The sequence below is a fragment of the Curtobacterium sp. HSID17257 genome (genome assembly GCF_003989515.1).
Classification (GTDB): Bacteria; Actinomycetota; Actinomycetes; order Actinomycetales; family Microbacteriaceae; genus Curtobacterium.
In genome coordinates, this window is sequence record NZ_RBLU01000012.1 from 13592 (window position 1) to 33038 (window position 19447).

Sequence of the window (19447 nt, forward strand, 5' to 3'; positions counted from 1 at the left end):
ACCGCCGGGCCCGCGCGCCCGGGCCGGAAGTCGAGGCTCGGGAAACCTCGTGCGTCGGCCGGGGGTCGGGCCCGGCCCGGTCCGTCTCAGGCGGGGGTCGCGACGCCGGTGAGCCCGTCGACCGAGACGGACCGCGTGCCGTCCGCGGTCGTGACCGTGGCGGCCCACGTCGGTGCGGCGGCCGTGCCGTCGAGGACGAGGGATGCGAGCTCCCCGCCGCCGACCGCCGCCGTCGCCGCGGCGACGGCACTCGCCGCGGTGGTCTGCAGCGCGGCAGCGCGCGCGGTCGTGGCGGCCTGGGTCGCTGCGTCCACCTGCTTCGGGAACGGGCCGGAGGTCACACGGTCGAGTGTCGCCGAGACGACGGACTGCGTCTGGGAGCCGTCCGGTCCGGCGACGACGACGGTCCACGAGTCGCCGGACCCGGCGATCGAGACGACCGTGCCACCGCCGGCCGCCGCGACGCCCTGCGCAGCGACCTTGTCGAAGTCGACGTGGTCCGGGTGGTCGACGCCGCTGCCGTTGCCGGTGCCGCTCGCGGTGCCGTCGTCCGTCGGAGCGGCGCCGTCGCCACCGCTCGCGCTGCTGCTCGACGACGCTCCGGACGGGGAACGGGAGGAGTCCGGGCCGGCATCGTCGCCGGAGCACGCCGCCAGGGTGGTCGCCAGGCCGACGGCGAGGACGATCGAGGCGGTCAGGACCGGAGCGGGACGACGAGACATGGCTCGATGATGACAGCCGTGCCGGGGCCGCGTCGCGCGCGCGTCGGTGGGTCGGCGCATCGATGCCCAGCCGTGACCGTCCGGGTGGGTGGTGCTCCTGTGGCTCAGAGGTCGGCGTGCAGCTGCCAGGTCTCGAGCGCCGAGTCGTGCCAGTCGAACATGCGGGCGCGGTCGGGCCCGGCGACGGCGAGCTGCCCCGCGAGCAGCGGGTCCGCGGTCACCTGGTAGATCGCCTGCGCGAGCCGCTCGGGGTACGACTCCGGTCGGTCGCGGGCGACGACGACACCGGCGTCCGCCGCGACCTCGCTGACCGCGGCGTCGTCCGAGTGGATCACGGGGGTGCCGAAGCTCATCGCCTCGATCACCGGCAGGCCGAACCCCTCGGCGAGGCTCGGGAAGACGAACACCGTCGCCCGGTCGTACACGACCGCGAGGTCGGCGTCGTCGACGCGACCGAGCACCTTGACCCGGTCGGCGGCGAGCCCGGCGCGTTCAGCGATCGCGTGGACGTCGACGTCCCCCCAGCCGTCTGGCCCGGCGATGACCAGCGGGACGTCACGCGGCGCGTCGGGGTGCGCCATCGCCTCGATGAGCTGGCGGAGGCCCTTGCGTGGTTCGAGGGTGCCGACGGCGAGGACGTAGCGCGTCGGGAGACCCAGGCGCTCGGCACGGAGGTCGGCGTCGACGGGGACGCGCAGACGTCCGGTCGGGGCTCCGCCGATGACCCGCAGCCGGTCACCGAAGTGGTGGATCTCGTCGAGCTGCGCCGCGACGGCGTGCGTGGGGACGACGACGGCATCGGCGTGCTTCCACGCACGCTTCACCATCGCCCGGTGGAAGTGCACGCCGCGCGGCGTCAGGGTCTCGGGGTGGGTCCACGGGACGGTGTCGTGCACCGTGACGACCGTCTGCCGGCCCGGCTCCTGGAACCGGTCGTGCTTCACGAGGGGCGCGAGCACGCTCGGCGCGTGCACCATGCCGCGCGAGGCGCCGTGGGCGAGGCCGCCCTGCCAGGCCACGGCGAGTTCGCGCCGGGGCAGGGCGAGCCGCTCGATGCCGGCGAGCCCCGGGAGGAGCGTGCGCAGGCGGTCGACGTCGGCGCGCGGGGCGGCGGACACGATGCCCTCGACGTCACAGCCGGCGGGAGCCGTCTCGACGAGCTTCCGCGTGAGCTCCTCCGCGTAGCGGCCGATCCCACCCGGGACCGGCGCGATCACCTGGTCCACGACGACGCGGAGAGTGGTCATGCGGTGGGGCTCCTCGGGTCGGTGGGGCGGCACTGCGCGCAGTACCGGCGCGACACTACCAGGGGCGCTCGGGAGATCCCGCTGCGCCGCCGCGTCCGCCGCGACGACCGCCGCGGCGACGGTGTCGGACCGCCAGCGCCGCTCCGACGGCGGCGAGGACGACGTCGCCGAGGGTCATCATCGCGCGACTGACGACCGCGAGGGCCAGGGCGCCGGGCACGCCGGCGACGGGTCCGAGGAGCAGGACGAGGACGCCCTCCCGGGCCCCGAGGCCGGCCGGGGCGACGACGACCAGGAACCCGACCAACCAGGCGACGGCGTAGGCGCCGGTCGCGAGCGGCGGCACCGACGGTCCGTGCGCCCCGAACGCGCGCAGGACGGTCGTCGCCTGCACCCCGTAGGCGAGCCACATCGCCGCCGACCACCCCACCGATGCGAGGGTCCCGCTCCAGGTGAGTGCGACGACCTGCGGCGGACGACGGAGCAGGCGCATCGCGAGGACGATCAGCCGCGCGAGCACCGGCGGCGCCACCGTGACGAGGCCGACCGCCGCGACGAGTGCCAGCCACCAGAACGTGGCGAGCCCGTCCGGCGCCCCGACGAGCAGGCCGCCGATGCCCACCAGGGCGGCCGTGACCATGCTGACGAGCATCGACGCGAGTGCGGCGACCGCGCTCGTGGCGCGGGGGAGGCCGTGGGCGCGCCCCAGCTCCGCCTGCGCCGCGATCGACCACACCCCGCCGGGCAGGTACTTGCCGAGCTGCCCGACGAAGAACACCGACGCCGCCGCCGACACGGGCAGACGTGTCCCCGTCGCCGCGGTCATCGCCCGCCACGACGCCATGTTCGCCACCAGGGCGACGAAGGTCGCGACGAGACCGGTCGCGACGGTCCCGGCCGAGAGTGCGGCGACGTCACGGACGATCGCGTCCCACTGCTGCACGACCCCCACGACGAGGAGCGCGACCGCGAGTGCGGCCGCGCTCCACTTCACCGCCGTGAGGACCCGACCGCGACGTCCGGGGGTCCCACCGTCGGTCGGCTCAGGCGTCGAGGACACCGGCCTCTGCCGCTGCGTGGAGCGCTTCGCGCCAGTCGCGCATCGGCGCGATGCCGGCGCGCAGCCAGGCGTCGTGCCCGAGCACGCTGTACGCCGGACGCGGAGCAGGACGGACGAACGCCGAGCTGTCCGTCGGCAGGACGCGCTCCGGGTCGAGCCCGACCTCGGTGTAGATCGCCTTCGTGAAGTCGAGCCACGACCCCTGCCCGGCGTTCGTGCCGTGGTAGGTGCCGGCCGGTGCGTCGGCGTCGAGCATCGCGACGATCTGTCGGGCGAGGTCGCCCGTCCACGTCGGCTGACCGACCTGGTCCGTGACCACGCTGACGGTGTCGTGCGACCCGGCGAGCCGGATCATCGTCTTCGCGAAGTTGGGGCCACCGGCGCCGTAGAGCCACGCGGCCCGCACGATGTACGACGAGTCCGGCGCGATCCGTCGGACCGCGTCCTCGCCGGCCGCCTTCGTGCGACCGTAGGCCCCGATCGGGTCGGTCGGCTCGTCCTCGGCGTACGGCGAGGTGCCGTTGCCGTCGAAGACGTAGTCGGTCGACACGTGCACGAGCTTCGCGCCCGCGCCGACGGCCGCGGTGGCCAGCACCTCGGGGCCGCGGGCGTTCACGGCGTACGCGTCGTCCTCGTGGGACTCGGCGTCGTCCACCTTCGTGTACGCGGCGGCGTTGATGACGACGTCGTGACCGGCGACGGCCGCGGCGACCGCCTCCGGGTCGGTGATGTCCAGCTCGGCACGGGAGAGCGCGGTGACGTCACGACCGGCGAGGGCCTGCTGGAGGTCCTGGCCGAGCATGCCGGCCGCGCCGGTGATCAGGTAGCGGGTCATGCGAGGGCCGCGCGCTCCTTGAGGGGCTCCCACCAGGCGCGGTTGTCGCGGTACCACTGCACGACGTCGGCCAGGCCCTGCTCGAACGGGACCTGCGGCTCGTAGCCGAGCTCGGCCTGGATCTTCGAGATGTCCACGGAGTACCGCAGGTCGTGGCCGAGGCGGTCCTGGACGCGGTCGACGTACGACCAGTCCTTGCCGGTGGCCTCGAGCAGCATGCCGGTGAGCTCCTTGTTCGTGAGCTCGGTGCCGCCGCCGATGTTGTAGATCTCGCCCGCGCGGCCCCCGACGAGCACCATCGCGATGCCGCGCGTGTGGTCGTCGACGTGCAGCCAGTCGCGGATGTTGTTGCCCTCGCCGTACAGCGGGACGTGCCGGTCGTCGATCAGGTTCGTGACGAACAGCGGGATGACCTTCTCGGGGAAGTGGTACGGCCCGTAGTTGTTCGAGCAGCGCGTGATCGAGAGGTTCAGCCCGTGCGTCCGGTGGTAGCTGCGCGCGAGCAGGTCGCTGCCGGCCTTCGACGCCGAGTACGGCGAGTTCGGCTCGAGCGGGCGGTCCTCGGCCCACGAGCCCTCGCTGATGGAGCCGTAGACCTCGTCGGTGGAGACGTGCACGAAGCGCTCCGTGCCGTGGCGGAGCGCGGCGTCGAGCAGGCGCTGCGTCCCGACGACGTTCGTCTCGACGAAGATGCCGGAGTCGCGGACCGAACGGTCGACGTGGGACTCGGCGGCGAAGTGCACGATCGCGTCGATGCCGGGGACGACCTCGTCGAGCTTCGCGGCGTCGGTGATGTCGCCCTGCACGAAGGAGTAGCGGGGGGAGTCCGCGACGGGCGCGAGGTTCTCGAGGTTGCCCGAGTAGGTGAGCGCGTCGTAGACCACGACGTCGGCGCCCTCCAGACCGGGGTAGGCGTCCTGCAGCGTACGGCGGACGAAGTTCGAGCCGATGAAGCCGGCTCCTCCGGTGACGAGGATCTTCACGCGTTGTTCCTTCAGTGATCGGTTCGACGGTCGGCGGGCAGTCTAGCGGGCGCGGTCCCGGCGGTGTCGTCGCGACCGAACCAGCGCCACAGGGCGACCGCGGTGGCGAGCCCGACGACGGCCAGGAGGCCCACGAGCGCCGCGAGTGCACCCCGGCCGGCCGGCAGCGACGTCCAGAGCGCCTGTCGGCCCGCCGCGGAGACCCGGAACTGGAGACCCTCGAAGGACCCCGAGTAGAGCAGGCCGAGCGCTGCGACGGCCACGACCGGGGCGACCAGCAGGACGGCTCGGGCCAGCCGCACCCGGACCGCTCGCCGTACGACCAGGCCTCGCCAGGCGAGCGCCTGCACGACCAGCAGGGCGGCGATCGCCGGGAACAGGAACCGGCCCTGGGTCACGGTGATGCCGACGTGCCCGACGTAGGTCGCCCAGTCCCGGGCGAGGACGACGACGAGGACGGTGAGCGGGAACGTGCCGACGACGGCCATCGAGCGTCGGTCGACCCGGCGACTCGCCGCGGCCCACACCAGTGCGGCGAGCGCGACCACGGTGGCGGTGTCGACGATCACGGGCGAGAGCGGCCACTGGTACCGACCGAGCAGCCCCAGGAACGAGTCCGACATGCCGTTCCAGAACGTCCCGACGAACTGCACGACGTCCGGGCCCTGGCCCGCGGGCCACGGGTCCCGGACCGGCGCGTACGGGTCCGGCTGCGGAGAACCGGTCCGGACGAACTGCCGGGCGTACCACCACCCGGTCGTGACCGCGGGGACGAGGAGCACCACCAGGCACCGGCCGACGCGGACGAGCACGTCGCGGACGAGCACGTCGCGACCGGGCCGCCGCGCCGCGGCGCTGCCGAGCCGTCCGGCGAGCACCGCGACCAGGACGAACGGCACCGCGAGGAACCCGGCGGCCGACACGGCGGTCCCGACCGCCACCGACCCACCGAGCGCCAGCAGGGTCCACCACGACCGGTCGCCGGTGAGCACGCGCACCGCGAGCCAGGTGCTGAGGGCGCCGGCGACGATGACCGGGACCCAGACCGAGACGGAGGACCCGACCTGCGCGATCTGCGGCACGGCGAGCAGGACCGCAGCGGCGGCGACCGCGAGTCGCGGCGAGCGGGTGGCGCGACGCACCGAGGCCCACACGAGCGCCGGCAGCGGGGCCATCGCCAGGACGTCGACCAGGCGCATCACGAGCACCACGTGGTCCCAGCGTCGGGACCCGGCGTCGAGCGCCACCGCGACGGCCGCCTGCACCGCGAAGAACGTCGGTGGGTGTTGCGACATCGGGTTCCGGAGCGCGTTCTCGGTGCCGTCCCCGACGATCGCGGCGATCGAGCCGCGCTCCGACGCCGGTGGCAACCGGACGGCGACGTCCTGGGCCAGCAGCCCCTGGAAGAAGTGCAGGTGACCGGTCGCCGGCCACAGCTGTCCCGCCAGCAGGTGGAGGACCGCGTCGACGTTCGCGGCCTCCTCCGGACCCTGCAGGGGAGGGTTCACGGCTGCCCACGTCGCGAGGAGCAGGACGAACGTCGCGCTGACCCCGGCGACCGCCAGGAGCTCGGAGTGCGAGGCTCGCCACACGCGGCGGAGGCCCCTCACGGGCGGGCTCCGAGGTCGGTCACCGACGGGAGCGTGGCGGAGCTGCTCGGCACACGGCGCGACAGCAGGACCGCACCGACGCCCAGCAGGAGCGCGAGGACCCACGCGGCGACGACCGCCGCCACCGGCACCGGGGTGGACGCCGCGAGCGTCGCGAGCCCGGCCGACGTGACCCGCGCGCGGGCGACCTCGGCGAACGACGTGTAGGCCACCGCGGGGCCGTACAGGGCCAGCGCGGCGGCGATGCAGCTGACGACCGTGGCGAACCGGCGCCGGCCGGCGGGGGGGCCGAGGGCACGGCGCCACGCGATCGCGCTCAGGGCGACGAACGCGGTGATCGCGGGGAAGGAGTACCGCCCCTGCGTCCCGCCGACGAAGGTCGTGGCGAGGTAGCTGTTCCAGTTCGTCACGGTCTGGAAGACGAACACGGTCAGGGGCAGGACGGCGAGCGTGACGGCGAGACCGAGGCCGGGCCCCCGCCGGAACCCCCACACGAGCACCGCGCCCAGACCGAGCACGGTGGCGGTCTCGTAGACGACGGGGGAGACGACCCACTGCGCCCCACCGCCGAAGCTGCCCCAGAACGTCCGGGCGATCGTGCTCCACGAGATGCTGACGAACGTCACGGGGTCGGGACCGGTCCCGGCGGGGAACGGCTGCGGCGGACGCAGCGACGCGAAGCCGTCCGGCTGCAGCGTGTGGAAGACGAGCAGGTTCCGGAACCACCACCACGCGCCGACCGCCGCGGCGACGGCCAGGACCCAGAGCGCCCGCAGCAGTCGCCGGAGCACGACCCGCCGGCCCGACGCTCCGACGGACAGGGCAGCGGCGACCGCGACGAACGGGATCAGCGGCAGCGCCGTCCCCTTCCAGAGGATCGCGACACCGAGCGACAGGGCGAGGGTGACCGCGGTCCTCGTCCGGGCATCCCCGGTCAGCACCCGGACGGCCAGCCACACCGTGGTGGCGCCGAAGAGCATCACCGGCGGGTCGTTCGAGACCGAGGCCCCGATCGAGGCGAGCTCGGGGACCGCGAGCACGGCGAACGCGCCGACCACGGCCGCCCGCGGACTCCGGGTGACCCGTCGGACCGTGGCCCACGCCAGCGCCGGCAGCGGGAGGACGAACAGTGCGCTGAACAGGCGCAGCGCGAGCACGTCGATAGCCGGGCGGTGCGCCTCGAAGTCGATCAGGTGCAGGACCCCGGCGGCCAGCACGTAGTACGTCGCCGGGTGCTGCGTCATCTGGTCGACGGTGTCGCCCTCGGCAGCACTCGAGGCGTCGAGCAACGCCCCCATCGACGCGGTCGTCCCGGCGCCGGCCCCGTCGACGGCCTGCAGCAGGTGGAGGTCACCCGGGTCGGGCCACCCGTCGCCGATCGCGACGTGCACCGCCGCATCGAAGTGCGCCCGCTCGTCGGGAGCCTCGAACGTCGGCACGAGCGCCGCCCAGAGGACGAGGATCACCCCGAAGGTCGCGGTGACCGCGAGGACGACGAGGCGTTCGCCGCGGGTGGGGGCGGTCACGGGGTCAGTCACCGTACCGAGCGAGCTTCTGCAGGTCGAGCTGCTCCTCGGCGAGGGTCCGGTTCAGTCGGGTCAGGTCGGCCACGACACCGATCGTCATCGACAGGACCGCGGTGATCACGAGGACGATGCCGATGAGGAGCGACTGCAGGTGGTTGCCGCCGGAGCCGCTGGTGAGCAGGACCAGGTACCGCACGAACGGGACCAGACCGGCGACGAGCAGCACGGCGCTCACCGAGGCGAAGAGCGCCATCGGGCGGTACATGAGGTACACACGGGCGATCGCGGACCCCGAGGCGAAGACGTGCTGCCACATGTTGCGGAACAGCCGGGACTCGCGGGTCTTCGGGTTGGTCGTGATCGGGATGCTCGCGATCGCGAGCCGCTTGTAGCCGGCCTGCACGATCGTCTCCATGCAGTAGCTGAACCGCGTGACGATGTTCAGGCGGATCAGCGAGTACTTCGAGTACGCACGGAAGCCGCTGGCGGCGTCGGGCAGGTCGAGCCCGGCGGCACGGCTCGCGACCCACGAACCGAGTCGCTGCATGCCCTTCTTCAGGGTCGAGAAGTGCTCGATCGTGCGCGTCTGGCGGTCACCGATGACGATCTCGGCCTCGCCGCGCAGGATGGGCTGCACCAGGTCCGCGATCCGGGCCTGCGGGTACTGGTCGTCGCCGTCGGTGTTCACGACGATGTCCGCCCCGTGCAGCAGGGCGTAGTCGACGCCGTCACGGAAGGACCGCGCGAGGCCCATGTTCGTGGTGTGGCGCACGAAGTGGGTCACACCGTGGGCACGGGCGACCTCGACGGTCCGGTCCGTCGAGCCGTCGTCGATGACGAGCACCTCGATCTCGTCGACACCGGGCACGGACGTCGGGATCGACTCGAGGACCGCGGGCAGGGTGGTCTCCTCGTTGAGACACGGGATCTGGACGAACAGCTTCATACGGGCTGGGGTCGCTCTCTGGTCGGAAGGGCGAGGGGCACGGTCGGGACGACCGACACAGCCTACGTGGGAGCATGGTCCGGTCCGTCCGGCGGACCCCTTTGCTAGGCTTCCCCGGTGCAGATCCGCGAACTCAAGATCCAAGGCGCGTGGGAGTTCACCCCCGTCCAGCACGGCGACGCACGGGGGGCCTTCCTCGAGGCGTACCGCGCCGACGTGCTCGAGGAGACCGTCGGGCACCCGCTCGACCTCCGTCAGGTGAACATGTCGATCTCCTCGCGCGGCGTCGCGCGGGGCATCCACTACGCCCTCGTCGCCCCGAGCCAGGCGAAGTACGTCACCGCGGTCCGCGGGGCGTTCATCGACTACATCGTCGACATCCGCGTCGGGTCGCCGACGTTCGGGCAGTGGGACTCGGTCCGCATCGACGACGTCGACCGTCGGGCCGTGTACCTGTCCGAGGGGCTGGGTCACGCGATCGTCGCGCTCGAGGACCAGAGCACGGTGAACTACCTGGTGAGCGCCCACTACGACCCCGAGCGGGAGAAGGGGATCAGCATCCTCGACCCGACCGTCGGTCTCGAGCTGCCGGACGGCATCGGTGAGCCGGTGCTGTCCGAGAAGGACACCAGCGCTCCGACGCTCGAGCAGGCGGCCGAGCTCGGCCTGCTGCCGACGTTCGACGAGTGCCTCGCGTACACGGAGTCGCTGCGCACGAACGGGGGAGCACGATGAAGGGCATCATCCTCGCCGGCGGGTCCGGTACCCGCCTCTGGCCGATCACCAAGGGCATCTCGAAGCAGCTCATGCCCATCTACGACAAGCCGATGGTGTACTACCCGCTGTCGACTCTGATGATGGCGGGCATCCGCGAGGTCCTGGTCATCACGACCCCCGAGTACAACGACCAGTTCCGGGCGCTGCTCGGCGACGGATCGTCGCTCGGCATGGACATCCAGTACGCCGTGCAGCCGAGTCCGGACGGCCTTGCCCAGGCCTTCGTGATCGGCGAGGACTTCATCGGCGACGACAGCGTCGCGCTGGTCCTCGGCGACAACATCTTCCACGGCACCGGCCTCGGCTCGAGCCTGAAGCGGAACACCTCGGTCGACGGGGCGACGATCTTCGCCTACCAGGTGGCCGACCCCAAGGCGTACGGCGTGGTCGAGTTCGACGACGAGTTCCGGGCGCTCTCCATCGAGGAGAAGCCCGCGGTCCCGAAGTCGGACTACGCCGTCCCGGGTCTGTACTTCTACGACAACCGCGTCGTCGAGATCGCGAAGACCATCGAGCCGAGTGCGCGCGGTGAGCTCGAGATCTCCACCGTGAACGAGCGCTACCTCGAGGACGGCAGCCTGAGCGTGCAGGTCCTCGACCGGGGGACCGCGTGGCTCGACACCGGGACGTTCGAGTCCATGATGCAGGCGTCCGAGTACGTCAAGGTCATCGAGGACCGACAGGGCAGCAAGATCGGGTGCATCGAGGAGATCGCCTGGCGGAACGGCTGGATCGACGACACGGCCCTGGAGGCGCTCGCCGGACCGCTGGTCAAGAGCGGCTACGGCGTCTACCTGCGGCGCCTGCTCGGCAAGTAGGCAGGACGACGACGCCCCGGTCTCGACGAGACCGGGGCGTCGTCGCGTCCGATGTCAGCGCGTCCGACGTCAGCGCGTCGGCGTCAGGGCGTCCGGCGTCAGCGCTGCGAGCGGGTGACCCAGCGCGCCCGCGCCGCCAGACCCACGCGGAGGACCAGCCGCAGCGGTGCGAGCCACCACGCGCGGTAGCGGCGCGACAGGAACCGGTACGCGCTGCGGTGGTGCTCCTGCTCCATGCGCCGCACGTTCTGCGCGGTCGAGTGCGCACCGGTGTGGGTGACGACGGCGGCCGGGACGTACCGGTTGGTCCACCCGGCAGCGGTCACGCGTGCACCGAGGTCGACGTCCTCGAAGTACATGAAGTAGCTCTCGTCGAACCCGCCCAGGGCGACGAACCGGTCACGGCGGACGAGCAGGCACGCGCCGGACAGCCATCCGGCGTCGCGCTCCCGGTCGGTGTCCCGCTCGGCCTTGTACCGGAGGGACCACGGGTTGCTCGGCCACATCCGACCGAAGGCGGCGTGTCCGATCCCCGTCCGGAGGGACGGGACGTTCCTGGCGGACGGGTACACCTGTCCGTCCGCGTCGAGGATGCGCGGTCCGAAGACGGCTCCGAGGGGCGTGCGGTCGGCGGCCGCCACGAGCGTGGCGATCGCGTCGGGCCGGACCTCGACGTCGGGGTTCGACACCAGGACGTACTCGGCGTCGTCGGGGACCAGTGCGAGCCCGGCCGCGACCCCGCCGCCGTACCCGCGGTTGTCCGGCAGCGGGAGGAACCGGGCGCCGTGCCGCTCGGCGACGGTCCGGGCGGCCTCCTGCCCCGACGAGGCGTTGTCGACCACGACGACGTCGGCGTCGCCGTGGTGCTCCGAGGCGCGGATGCTCCCGAGGAACCCCTCGAGCGCAGCCGCGGAGTCGTAGGCGACCGTGACGACAGCGACGCAACTCACGACGCGCTCCGGAACGCTTCGAGGTGGCGGCTCGCGGTGGCTGCCCAGCTGAACGTGGCCGCGCGGTCCACGGCGGCGCGCCCGAGTCCGGCGCGGCGCTCCGGCGCGTCCACGAGGGCGAGGAGCGCGGCCGCGATGCTCGACGCATCGGGCTCGGTGTAGGCGACGGCGTCACCACCGACCTCCGGCAGGGCCGTGCGGTCCGTGGTGAGGACGCAGGCCCCGGTCGACATCGCCTCGAGCACGGGGAGGCCGAAGCCCTCGGCAGAGCTCGGGTAGGCGACCACCGTGGCGCCGCCGAGCAGACCGGGGAGCGACTCGAGCGGGACGTACCCGGCCTCGTGCACGCCGTCGGCCGGACCGACGGCGTCCAGGGCGGCGGCGGCGACCGTGTCCCAGCCGCGCTGACCGGCCACGACCAGGTCGGGCCCGTCCGGTCGCGAGCGTCGCAGGCTCCGGAACGCCTCGACGAGCGGTCCGACGTTCTTGCGGGGCTCGATGGTGCCGAGGAAGGCGATCCAGCCGCGGTCACGGTCGAGTCCGAGGTGCGCCGCGGCGCGGTCCACCTCGGCGTCGCTCGGTTCGTGGAAGACCGTGTGGTCGACGCCGTGGTGCGCGACCACGACGTCGCTGCGGACCGCGTCGACGTGCTCGCGCAGGGCGGCGGCGGTGGCGGCGCTCGGCACGATGCAGACGCGTCGGGCGACGAGTGCGGCCCGGATCCATGCGCGGAAGAAGGTCCGCTTGATCCTGCTGTGCGCTTGCGGGTCGCTGAAGAAGGTCGCATCGTGCAGGGTCACGACGTTGCGGTGCGCGAGCAGCGGGAACGTGTAGTGCGGCGAGTGCAGCACGCGCGCCCGGGCGCGGAGGCGGAGCCACGGGAGTCCGACCTGTTCCCACACGAAGCGCAGGGGCCGGGAGCGGATCCAGTCCGGGGCGACGGTGATCTTCGCGGACGGGGCGAGCGCCCGGAAGTGGCCGACGTGCTCGCGTCGCAGGACGAGTGCGAACGACGCGCCGAGTTCGTCGAGCCCGGACACCAGCCCCTCGAGGTAGCGCCCCACTCCGCCCAGCCGTTCCGGGATCGCGGTCCCGTCGATGAGCAGTGGAACGGTCATGGAGCTGTGCGGTTCCTCTCGGGCGGCAGGGCAGCGTCAAGCATAACGGAACCCCGTTGCCACTACGCTCGCTGGGGTGACTGCAACCCGTGTCCCCGCTCGCGCGCGCGTGCTCCTGATCGTGGGCGAACCCATCTCGGAACGCCTCGCCGGTCCGGCCATCCGTGCGTGGGAGATCGCCAGGGCCCTGACCGCGCGCCACCACCACGTGACGATCGCGTCGTCCCGCTCCGTGTCCCGGGAGGGCGAGGGCTTCCGGGTCGTCGAGTTCCGCGCGGACAACGCGGAGGCGCTCGTCGACGAGTGCGACGTCGTCGTCTTCCAGGGCGGGTTCTACAACACCGTGCCGTGGCTCGCGGTCCGTCCGCAGGTCCAGGTGATGGACCTCTACGACCCCTTCCACCTCGAGTTCCTCGGCCGCCAGCACGGGTTCGACCGCGACCAGGAGACGCGCGTGGTCAGCGAGCTCACCAAGGAGCTCAACGCGCAGCTCGCCCGCGCCGACCTCGTGCTCTGCGCCAACGACCGGCAGCGTGACCTGTGGATCGGGCAGCTCGCCGCGCTCGGTCGTGTCCGACCGCAGAACGGCACGGACGACGGCACCATCGACGACCTCGTGCGGATCGCCCCGTTCGGCGTCACCGGCCAGGCCTTCGAGCCGACCCCCGGTGCCCTCCGCGGCAAGGTCGAGGGCATCGGCGCCGACGACTTCGTGCTCGTCTGGGGCGGCGGCATCTACGACTGGTTCGACCCGATGACCCTGATCCGCGCGGTCGACGTGGCCCGCCACGAGGTCCCCGAGCTCCGGCTCTTCTTCATGGCGAAGGTGCACCCGAACGCGATGCTCGACGGGCACGCGGTCCCCGACCAGGCCGTCGCCCTCGCGCGCGAGCTCGGGATCCTCGGCACCCACGTCGTGTTCAACGAGGAGTGGGTGCCCTACGACGAGCGTGCCGGGTACCTCGCCGAGGCGGACATCGGCGTGACCACGCACCCGGCCGGTCTGGAGACCCGATTCAGCTTCCGCACGCGCAACCTCGACTACCTGTGGGCGGGGCTGCCCATCATCACGAGCGAGGGCGACGTGTTCGCGGACCTCGTCGAACGTCGTGGCAACGGCCTGACCGTGCCCGTGGGCGACGTCGACGCCCTCGCCGCCGCGATCGTGCGTGCCGCACAGGACAGCAGCGCACGCGAGGCGTGGGCTGCTGCGTCCCGTGAACTCGCAGCGGAGATGACCTGGGACCGCGTGCTCGCACCGTTCCTCGAGTTCCTGGACGCACCGGTCCGGAGCGAGGTGCCGATCTGGAACATGGTCGAGGACCCGCCCCCGCTCCCCGCCCGCACCCGCCGCGACGACCTCGTGACGTTCGCCAGGCTGCTCCGCGAGGGCGGCCCGCGTCTCGTGACGGAGCGCATCCGGGACCGGGTGCGCCGCGACGCCCTGCGGGTCGTCGGGCGCCGCTGAGGGCTCCGGACGACGCTGAGGGCTGCGGACGACGCTGAGGGCTGCGGTCGACGGCCGCCCGCGACTGCCTCCTGGCGGTCGCGGGTGGCGTCGGCTCAGGTGGTCGTGCGCGGCCGCGGTGCGGTGGCCGTCCGGTCGATGGTGCGTCGTTCCCGCAGGGCGGCCGGGAGGCGCGTGGCGGCCTGGGCGAGCGCGCGCCGCTCCCAGCGTGCGCGCCGTCGACTGCGCGGGTCACGGGCCACGGTGTCGAGCACGGTCCGGACGACCGCACGTGCCGCCGCGCGTGCGACGACCGGCCACGCTGCGTTCTTCACCGCCACGACCAGGCGGTTCCGCGTGTTCGCGACCACGAACCCCTCGGACTCGGTGCCGAGCGACGAGGCGTGCCGGTGCACCGCGACGGCGTCGCCGACGAAGCGGATGTCGTGGCCCAGCCGGCGGAGTCGCCAGCTGAGATCGGTGTCCTCGTAGTACATGAAGAGCGACTCGTCGAAGCCGCCGGCGGCCCGGAACGCGGGCATCGCGATCGCGCAGGCACCGCCGCAGAAGCCGAACACCGCCGGCTCCGCTGGTGCGGGGTGGGGGACCAGCCAGTCGCGGTCGCCGCCGTTCCCGGCGCGGTCGACGACGTTGCCGGTCGAGTTGGTCAGCACCCGCTCGCCCGGTTCGCTCCGGAGCAGGATCCTCGCGGTCGTCGCACCGGTCACCGAGCCGTCGAGCACCGGGGCGGTGAGCGCGGTCAGGAACCCGGGCTCGGCGACGGCGTCGTTGTTGAGCAGCACGAGGACGTCCGCCGTCGAGGCCGCCGCCGCGAGGTCCACACCGGTGCCGAACCCGCCGTTGTCCGGGCTCTCGAGCACGCGGATGCCGGGGAGCGCAGCGCGGAGCCGCTCGGCCGAGCCGTCACCGGAGGCGTTGTCGACGACGGTGACGACCGCGCCGAGCTCGTCGGCCTGGCCCCGGAGCGACTCGACGCACTCGATCGTCAGGTCGGCGCGTCGCCAGTTGACGACGACGACCTCGATCCGGCCGGGCACCGGCGTCAGAACTGGATCGCGGCGGCGGCGCCGATCGGACCGTAGGAGGTCGCGGTCGGGCGGACCGTGAAGGTCGCGCCGTCCGTGATGCGGTGCAGCTCCTGGCTGTTGCGGCCGAAGACGGCGCTCGTGACCCGGTACTCCCCGCCGCCGAGGCGGACGTCCGAGAACGTGAAGCGGACCGTCTTCTTGCCGACGAAGGACGGGATCGGCGTCTTCACGAGGTCGCTGTGGGTGCCCACGACGACCTGGCCGAACGGGTTGTCGACGTGCACGCCGATGCCCCACTCGTCGAGCTGCGTCCGCGCGTCGACGGTCACGTCGATGGTCAGGGGACGGTCGGGCTGGACGACGACCTGGCCGCTCTTGTCGTCACGGTCACCGGCGACGACGATCGACTCGACCCGGGCGATGTCGAACGAGGGGGCGGGCTCGGGTTCCGGCTCGGTGCGACGCGCGCTCTCCTCGTCGGCCGCGATCGTGGTCTGGAACCCGGAGCGGAGGACGCTCACGGCGTCGGTCGGGTCGCCGTCGAAGACGACGCTGCCCCGGGCGAGCACGAGTGCGCGGGAGCAGAGGTCGGTGATCTGGTTCAGCGTGTGCGTGACCAGCACGATCGTCCGGCCCTCCTTCTGGAAGGAGGCGATCTTGTCGAGGCACTTCTTCTGGAAGGCCTCGTCACCGACGGCGAGGACCTCGTCGACCAGCAGCAGGTCCGGGTCCACGTGCACGGCGACGGCGAAGGCGAGTCGCACGTACATGCCGCTCGAGTAGAACTTCACCTGCGTGTCGATGAACTCGGCGATGCCGGAGAACTCGACGATGTCGTCGAAGTAGCGGTCCGTCTGCGTCCGCGAGAGGCCGAGGATCGACGCGTTCAGGTAGACGTTCTCGCGGCCCGTGAGGTCGGCGTGGAAGCCGGCGCCGAGCTCGAGCAGCGCCGCCATCCGGCCACGCCGGACGACGGATCCGCTCGTCGGCTGGATGATGCCGCCGATGGTCTTGAGCAGCGTCGACTTGCCGGACCCGTTCGGGCCGATGAGGCCGACGGTCGAACCGGAGTCGATCTCGAGGCCGATGTTGCGGAGCGCCCAGAAGTCCTCACGGAAGGCGTTGTTGCGGCCGGCGCTGAGGACGCGCTCCTTGAGGCTCTTCTCCTTGTGCAGGACGAACCGCTTGGAGACGTCCTGGACGCGGACGATGGGGGTGGCGGTGGACATCGATCAGAGCTCCTGGGCGAAGTTGCCCTGCAGGCGGGCGAAGACCCGCTGTGACACGAACAGCAGGACGAAGCCCACGACGAGGGCGACGAGCATGCGGGTGGCGAGGTGGTCCGGCGTCGTGCCGTGGCTGGTCGCGCCCCACATCGCCTGCTGGAAGCCGATCACCGCGAGGGTGACCGGGTTGTTGAGGTACAGCTCGGTGAGCCACCCGGGGACGCGCGTGGCGACCTGGGTCCACGAGTAGACGATGGGGGAGCCCCACATCGCGAGCATGAGGACGACCTCGACGAGGTACTGCACGTCGCGGAGGTACACGTTGAGGGCACCGAGCAGGAGGGCCAGGGCGACGGCGTAGACGATGGTCAGCACCAGTGCGGCGACGCCGTAGAGCAGGTCCCAGCCGAACGCGATCGTCTGGAGCGCGAGCGCGGCGACGAGCAGGATGGCGAACTGGATGAGGAAGTTGAACAGCGCCGACCCGACGGACGAGAGCGTGAAGATCTCACGCGGCAGGTAGACCTTCTTCACCAGGCCGGAGTTCACCACGATCGACGCGGTGCCGGAGCCGACGATCTCCTGGAAGACCGTGAAGATCGTCAGCCCGGAGAAGATGTAGATCGCGAAGTTGTCGATCGCCTTCGCGTTGCCGAGGAACGTCCCGAGCACGACGTAGTAGATGAAGAGCTGGGTGAGGGGCCGTGCGAGGCTCCACAGGAAGCCGAGCGACGAGTCCTTGTACCGGGCCTTGAGCTCGCGCTTCGTGAGCATGCCGAGCAGCTCGCGCTGGGCCCAGATGTCGCGCACGCTGTTGGCGAACCCCGCCAGGCCGGTGCCGCGGGCGCCTGCGTGCTGCCAGGGTTCGGTCGCCAGCCGTTCCGCCCGTCGGACGGCCATTGAACTCGCGTCAGGCATGGGGTGCGGTCTCCTCACGAGGGTTCGGTCCCGCGGATGCGCAGGACCGGCGGCGACCGGGAGATCGCCGCGGAGATACTACGATAGACCGGCTGGAGCGGTGGTCGAGACCCCGCACCGACTGACCGGAAGGGGCACCACCATCAGGATCCCGACCCTCGCCGGGGCGAAGCGACGTCTCGGTCGGTACCGCATCCGTCTCGGACGCGCCCTCATCCGCCAGGGTGCCGTCGCCGAGGCCGGGTCGCGTCCGCCGCACGACTTCCGGACCTGGGTCGAACGCCGTTCCGGTGGTCGGTTCGTCGGGTTCCCCGAGCAGTGGCGTGAGCTGGTGGCCGCCGCGGACGCCGCCGTGCCGGCCACCTCCACGCCGCTGGACCGACCGCGGGTCGCCGTCGTCCTGCACGTGCACTACCCGGAACTCGTCCCCGGTCTGGTCGAGCGCCTGCGTGCCGTCCCGGAGCCGTTCGACCTCGTCGTGACCGTGACGGACGGCGTCGAGGTCGACCTCGACACGAGCGCCCTCGACCTCGTGCGCCGCGTGCTCGTCCTGCCGATCGAGAACCGCGGGCGCGACGTGCTGCCGCTGGTGTCGGTGGTGAACGCCGGCCTGCTCGACGGGTACGACGCGGTCCTCAAGGTGCACACCAAGCGGTCGGCCTGGCGGGCCGGCCACACGACGCTGTCCGGCAGCGGCGCCGAGTGGCGTGACGAGCTCCTCGACGCGGTGCTCGGCAGCCCGGAGCAGGTCGCCCGGGTGCTCGACGCGCTCCGGTACTCCGACGCCGGCATGGTCACCTCCGGCGCCTCGATCGTGGGCGCCGAGCACTGGGGCGCCGACGAACCCGGTGTCCGGTCGCTGCTGCGCCGGATCGAGCTCGAGGACCTGCCGATCGACCTGCGCTTCCCGGGCGGCTCGGTCTACTGGACGAAGGGGTTCGTGCTCCGTGGGCTGCGTGCCCTCCGGATGGACCGCGACGACTTCCCGGACGAACGCGGCGAGATCGACGGCACGACCGCGCACGCCGTCGAGCGGCTGCTCGGGGTGCTCACCGTGGAGAGCGGTCTGACCGTCTCGGCGGTGGACGCCCTGCCCCCGCGGCGTCCGGTACCGCCGGTGGCCGCCGAGGTCGTGCCCTTCTACCTGCCGCAGTTCCACACCTTCCCCGAGAACGACGCCTGGTGGGGGACCGGCTTCACCGAGTGGACCAACGTCACGCGCGCCGTCCCGGACCACCTCGGGCACGCGCAGCCGATGCTCCCGAGCACGCTGGGCTTCTACGACCTGCACCGGGACGAGGTCCGGGCGGCCCAGACCCGACTCGCGCAGGACGCCGGCATCGGGGTCTTCATGTACTACCACTACTGGTTCGCGGGCAAGCAGCTGATGAGCATGCCGCTCGAGCGCCTCGCGGCGAGCGACCTCGACCAGCGGTTCTGCGTGATGTGGGCGAACGAGGACTGGACGCGGACCTGGGACGGACGCGGTGACTCCGTCCTGATCGCCCAGGACTACGACCGCGTCCCCGCCGAGGACTTCCTCGAGCACCTCCTCCCGCTCCTGGCGGACCCGCGCTGGTACCGCATCCGCGGTGCCGCGGTCATCGCCGTGTACCGGCCGGCGCACCTGCCAGACCACCGCGCGACCATCGCCGCGTGGCGTCGACGGGCCGAGGAGGCCGGGGTCGGTCCGCTGCACGTGCTCGGCGTCGACGTCGGAGCGGTGTTCGACGGGCTGGGCGCGGACGGGCTCGCGGACTCCGGGCTCGACGGGTTGCTCGGGTTCCCCCCGCACAACCACCCCTGGCGGTGGAAGGAACAGGGCGCCCTCGAGGTTCGTCCGGCGTTCGCCGGGCGCATCCTCGAGTACCGTGCGATGGCGGACGAGACGATCGACCGGCTCCGTGCTCCCGGCGGGCTCGGCGACGTCGCTCCCGGGGTGATGGTCGGCTTCGACAACACCGCGCGCCGACAGCTCGCTCCGGACCTCTGGTACGGCGCCAACCCGTTCACGTTCCGCCGCTGGTTGGCGGAGGCCGTCCGGTCCGCGGAGCGGGTCACCCCGGATGCGCCGGTCGTCTTCCTCAACGCCTGGAACGAGTGGGCCGAGGGGGCGGTGCTGGAACCGACGGAGCGGTTCGGGGCGACGTACCTCGACGCCACCGCGTCGGTCCTCGGCCGGTGAACACCCTCTAGACTGCCCGAGTCGATCGAC

17 protein-coding genes are annotated in these 19447 nt (G+C 72.3%); 4 read left to right on the forward strand and 13 right to left on the reverse strand.

Annotated features, from left to right (window positions below):
- Positions 1 to 86: 86 nt before the first annotated feature.
- The 8 genes from D8M35_RS03995 to D8M35_RS04030 form a co-directional block, all read right to left on the reverse strand.
- Positions 87 to 722, reverse strand: a complete 636-nt coding sequence (locus tag D8M35_RS03995) for a hypothetical protein (RefSeq protein ID WP_126890680.1) — start codon at positions 720 to 722, stop codon at positions 87 to 89.
- 104 nt (positions 723 to 826) lie between these two features.
- Entirely contained in the window at positions 827 to 1969 is a 1143-nt protein-coding gene (locus D8M35_RS04000; RefSeq protein ID WP_126890681.1) for a glycosyltransferase family 1 protein, read from the reverse strand.
- 55 nt (positions 1970 to 2024) lie between these two features.
- Positions 2025 to 2963 (reverse strand): YbhN family protein, encoded by a 939-nt coding sequence (locus D8M35_RS04005; protein ID WP_161972594.1) that lies wholly within the window; start codon positions 2961 to 2963, stop codon positions 2025 to 2027.
- Positions 2964 to 3012: 49 nt separating this feature from the next.
- Positions 3013 to 3864 carry a dTDP-4-dehydrorhamnose reductase gene (gene rfbD / locus D8M35_RS04010; protein WP_126890683.1) on the reverse strand — a complete coding sequence of 284 codons (852 nt, stop codon included), beginning with the start codon at positions 3862 to 3864 and terminating at the stop codon, positions 3013 to 3015.
- Positions 3861 to 4847 (reverse strand): dTDP-glucose 4,6-dehydratase, encoded by a 987-nt coding sequence (gene rfbB, locus D8M35_RS04015; RefSeq protein ID WP_126890684.1) that lies wholly within the window; start codon positions 4845 to 4847, stop codon positions 3861 to 3863. Before rfbB ends, rfbD begins: the two co-directional genes overlap by 4 nt.
- Positions 4848 to 4858: 11 nt before the next feature.
- Positions 4859 to 6457, reverse strand: a complete 1599-nt coding sequence (locus D8M35_RS04020) for a hypothetical protein (protein ID WP_126890685.1) — start codon at positions 6455 to 6457, stop codon at positions 4859 to 4861.
- Entirely contained in the window at positions 6454 to 7983 is a 1530-nt protein-coding gene (locus D8M35_RS04025; protein WP_126890686.1) for a phospholipid carrier-dependent glycosyltransferase, read from the reverse strand. Before D8M35_RS04025 ends, D8M35_RS04020 begins: the two co-directional genes overlap by 4 nt.
- Before the next feature lie 4 nt (positions 7984 to 7987).
- The gene (locus D8M35_RS04030; protein WP_126890687.1) at positions 7988 to 8929 is read right to left on the reverse strand and encodes a glycosyltransferase family 2 protein; all 942 of its coding nucleotides are present in this window, start codon (positions 8927 to 8929) and stop codon (positions 7988 to 7990) included.
- Positions 8930 to 9046: 117 nt separating this feature from the next.
- Here D8M35_RS04030 and D8M35_RS04035 point away from each other — a divergent pair, with 117 nt between their 5' ends.
- Positions 9047 to 9664: a dTDP-4-dehydrorhamnose 3,5-epimerase family protein gene (locus D8M35_RS04035; RefSeq protein WP_126890688.1), complete on the forward strand. Its 618-nt coding sequence runs from the start codon at positions 9047 to 9049 to the stop codon at positions 9662 to 9664.
- A complete protein-coding gene (gene rfbA / locus D8M35_RS04040; RefSeq protein ID WP_126890689.1) occupies positions 9661 to 10524 on the forward strand; it encodes a glucose-1-phosphate thymidylyltransferase RfbA in 864 nt (287 codons plus the stop codon). Before D8M35_RS04035 ends, rfbA begins: the two co-directional genes overlap by 4 nt.
- Before the next feature lie 98 nt (positions 10525 to 10622).
- Here the strand turns inward: rfbA and D8M35_RS04045 are convergent, their stop codons facing one another.
- Both D8M35_RS04045 and D8M35_RS04050 read right to left on the reverse strand, forming a co-directional pair.
- Positions 10623 to 11474, reverse strand: coding sequence for a glycosyltransferase family 2 protein (locus tag D8M35_RS04045; protein ID WP_126890690.1), 852 nt, complete (start codon positions 11472 to 11474; stop codon positions 10623 to 10625).
- Positions 11471 to 12592: a glycosyltransferase family 1 protein gene (locus D8M35_RS04050; protein ID WP_126890691.1), complete on the reverse strand. Its 1122-nt coding sequence runs from the start codon at positions 12590 to 12592 to the stop codon at positions 11471 to 11473. Before D8M35_RS04050 ends, D8M35_RS04045 begins: the two co-directional genes overlap by 4 nt.
- A gap of 76 nt (positions 12593 to 12668) precedes the next feature.
- Here D8M35_RS04050 and D8M35_RS04055 point away from each other — a divergent pair, with 76 nt between their 5' ends.
- Complete coding sequence (locus tag D8M35_RS04055) at positions 12669 to 14060, forward strand: glycosyltransferase family 4 protein (RefSeq protein ID WP_126890692.1); 1392 nt, start codon at positions 12669 to 12671, stop codon at positions 14058 to 14060.
- Between the two features lie 95 nt (positions 14061 to 14155).
- Here the strand turns inward: D8M35_RS04055 and D8M35_RS04060 are convergent, their stop codons facing one another.
- From D8M35_RS04060 to D8M35_RS04070, 3 genes are read right to left on the reverse strand one after another with little or no spacing between them, the layout of a single operon-like run.
- The gene (locus D8M35_RS04060) at positions 14156 to 15097 is read right to left on the reverse strand and encodes a glycosyltransferase family 2 protein (protein ID WP_202976522.1); all 942 of its coding nucleotides are present in this window, start codon (positions 15095 to 15097) and stop codon (positions 14156 to 14158) included.
- A 5-nt stretch (positions 15098 to 15102) separates the two neighbouring features.
- Complete coding sequence (locus tag D8M35_RS04065) at positions 15103 to 16317, reverse strand: ABC transporter ATP-binding protein (protein ID WP_126890693.1); 1215 nt, start codon at positions 16315 to 16317, stop codon at positions 15103 to 15105.
- A 3-nt stretch (positions 16318 to 16320) separates the two neighbouring features.
- Positions 16321 to 17232, reverse strand: coding sequence for an ABC transporter permease (locus D8M35_RS04070; RefSeq protein WP_126890694.1), 912 nt, complete (start codon positions 17230 to 17232; stop codon positions 16321 to 16323).
- Positions 17233 to 17332: 100 nt separating this feature from the next.
- Here D8M35_RS04070 and D8M35_RS04075 point away from each other — a divergent pair, with 100 nt between their 5' ends.
- Positions 17333 to 19417 (forward strand): glycoside hydrolase family 99-like domain-containing protein, encoded by a 2085-nt coding sequence (locus D8M35_RS04075; protein ID WP_238638085.1) that lies wholly within the window; start codon positions 17333 to 17335, stop codon positions 19415 to 19417.
- The last annotated feature ends 30 nt before the right edge of the window (positions 19418 to 19447 follow it).

Bases quoted from the DNA above. Each gene is read 5' to 3' on its own strand.
- D8M35_RS04030 (WP_126890687.1), bottom strand. From the start codon at position 8,929: ATGAAGCTGTTCGTCCAGATCCCGTGTCTCAACGAGGAGACCACCCTG.
- D8M35_RS04070 (WP_126890694.1), bottom strand. From the start codon at position 17,232: ATGCCTGACGCGAGTTCAATGGCCGTCCGACGGGCGGAACGGCTGGCG.
- rfbA (WP_126890689.1), top strand. From the start codon at position 9,661: ATGAAGGGCATCATCCTCGCCGGCGGGTCCGGTACCCGCCTCTGGCCG.
- D8M35_RS03995 (WP_126890680.1), bottom strand. From the start codon at position 722: ATGTCTCGTCGTCCCGCTCCGGTCCTGACCGCCTCGATCGTCCTCGCC.
- D8M35_RS04065 (WP_126890693.1), bottom strand. From the start codon at position 16,317: ATGTCCACCGCCACCCCCATCGTCCGCGTCCAGGACGTCTCCAAGCGG.
- D8M35_RS04050 (WP_126890691.1), bottom strand. From the start codon at position 12,592: ATGACCGTTCCACTGCTCATCGACGGGACCGCGATCCCGGAACGGCTG.
- D8M35_RS04000 (WP_126890681.1), bottom strand. From the start codon at position 1,969: ATGACCACTCTCCGCGTCGTCGTGGACCAGGTGATCGCGCCGGTCCCG.
- rfbD (WP_126890683.1), bottom strand. From the start codon at position 3,864: ATGACCCGCTACCTGATCACCGGCGCGGCCGGCATGCTCGGCCAGGAC.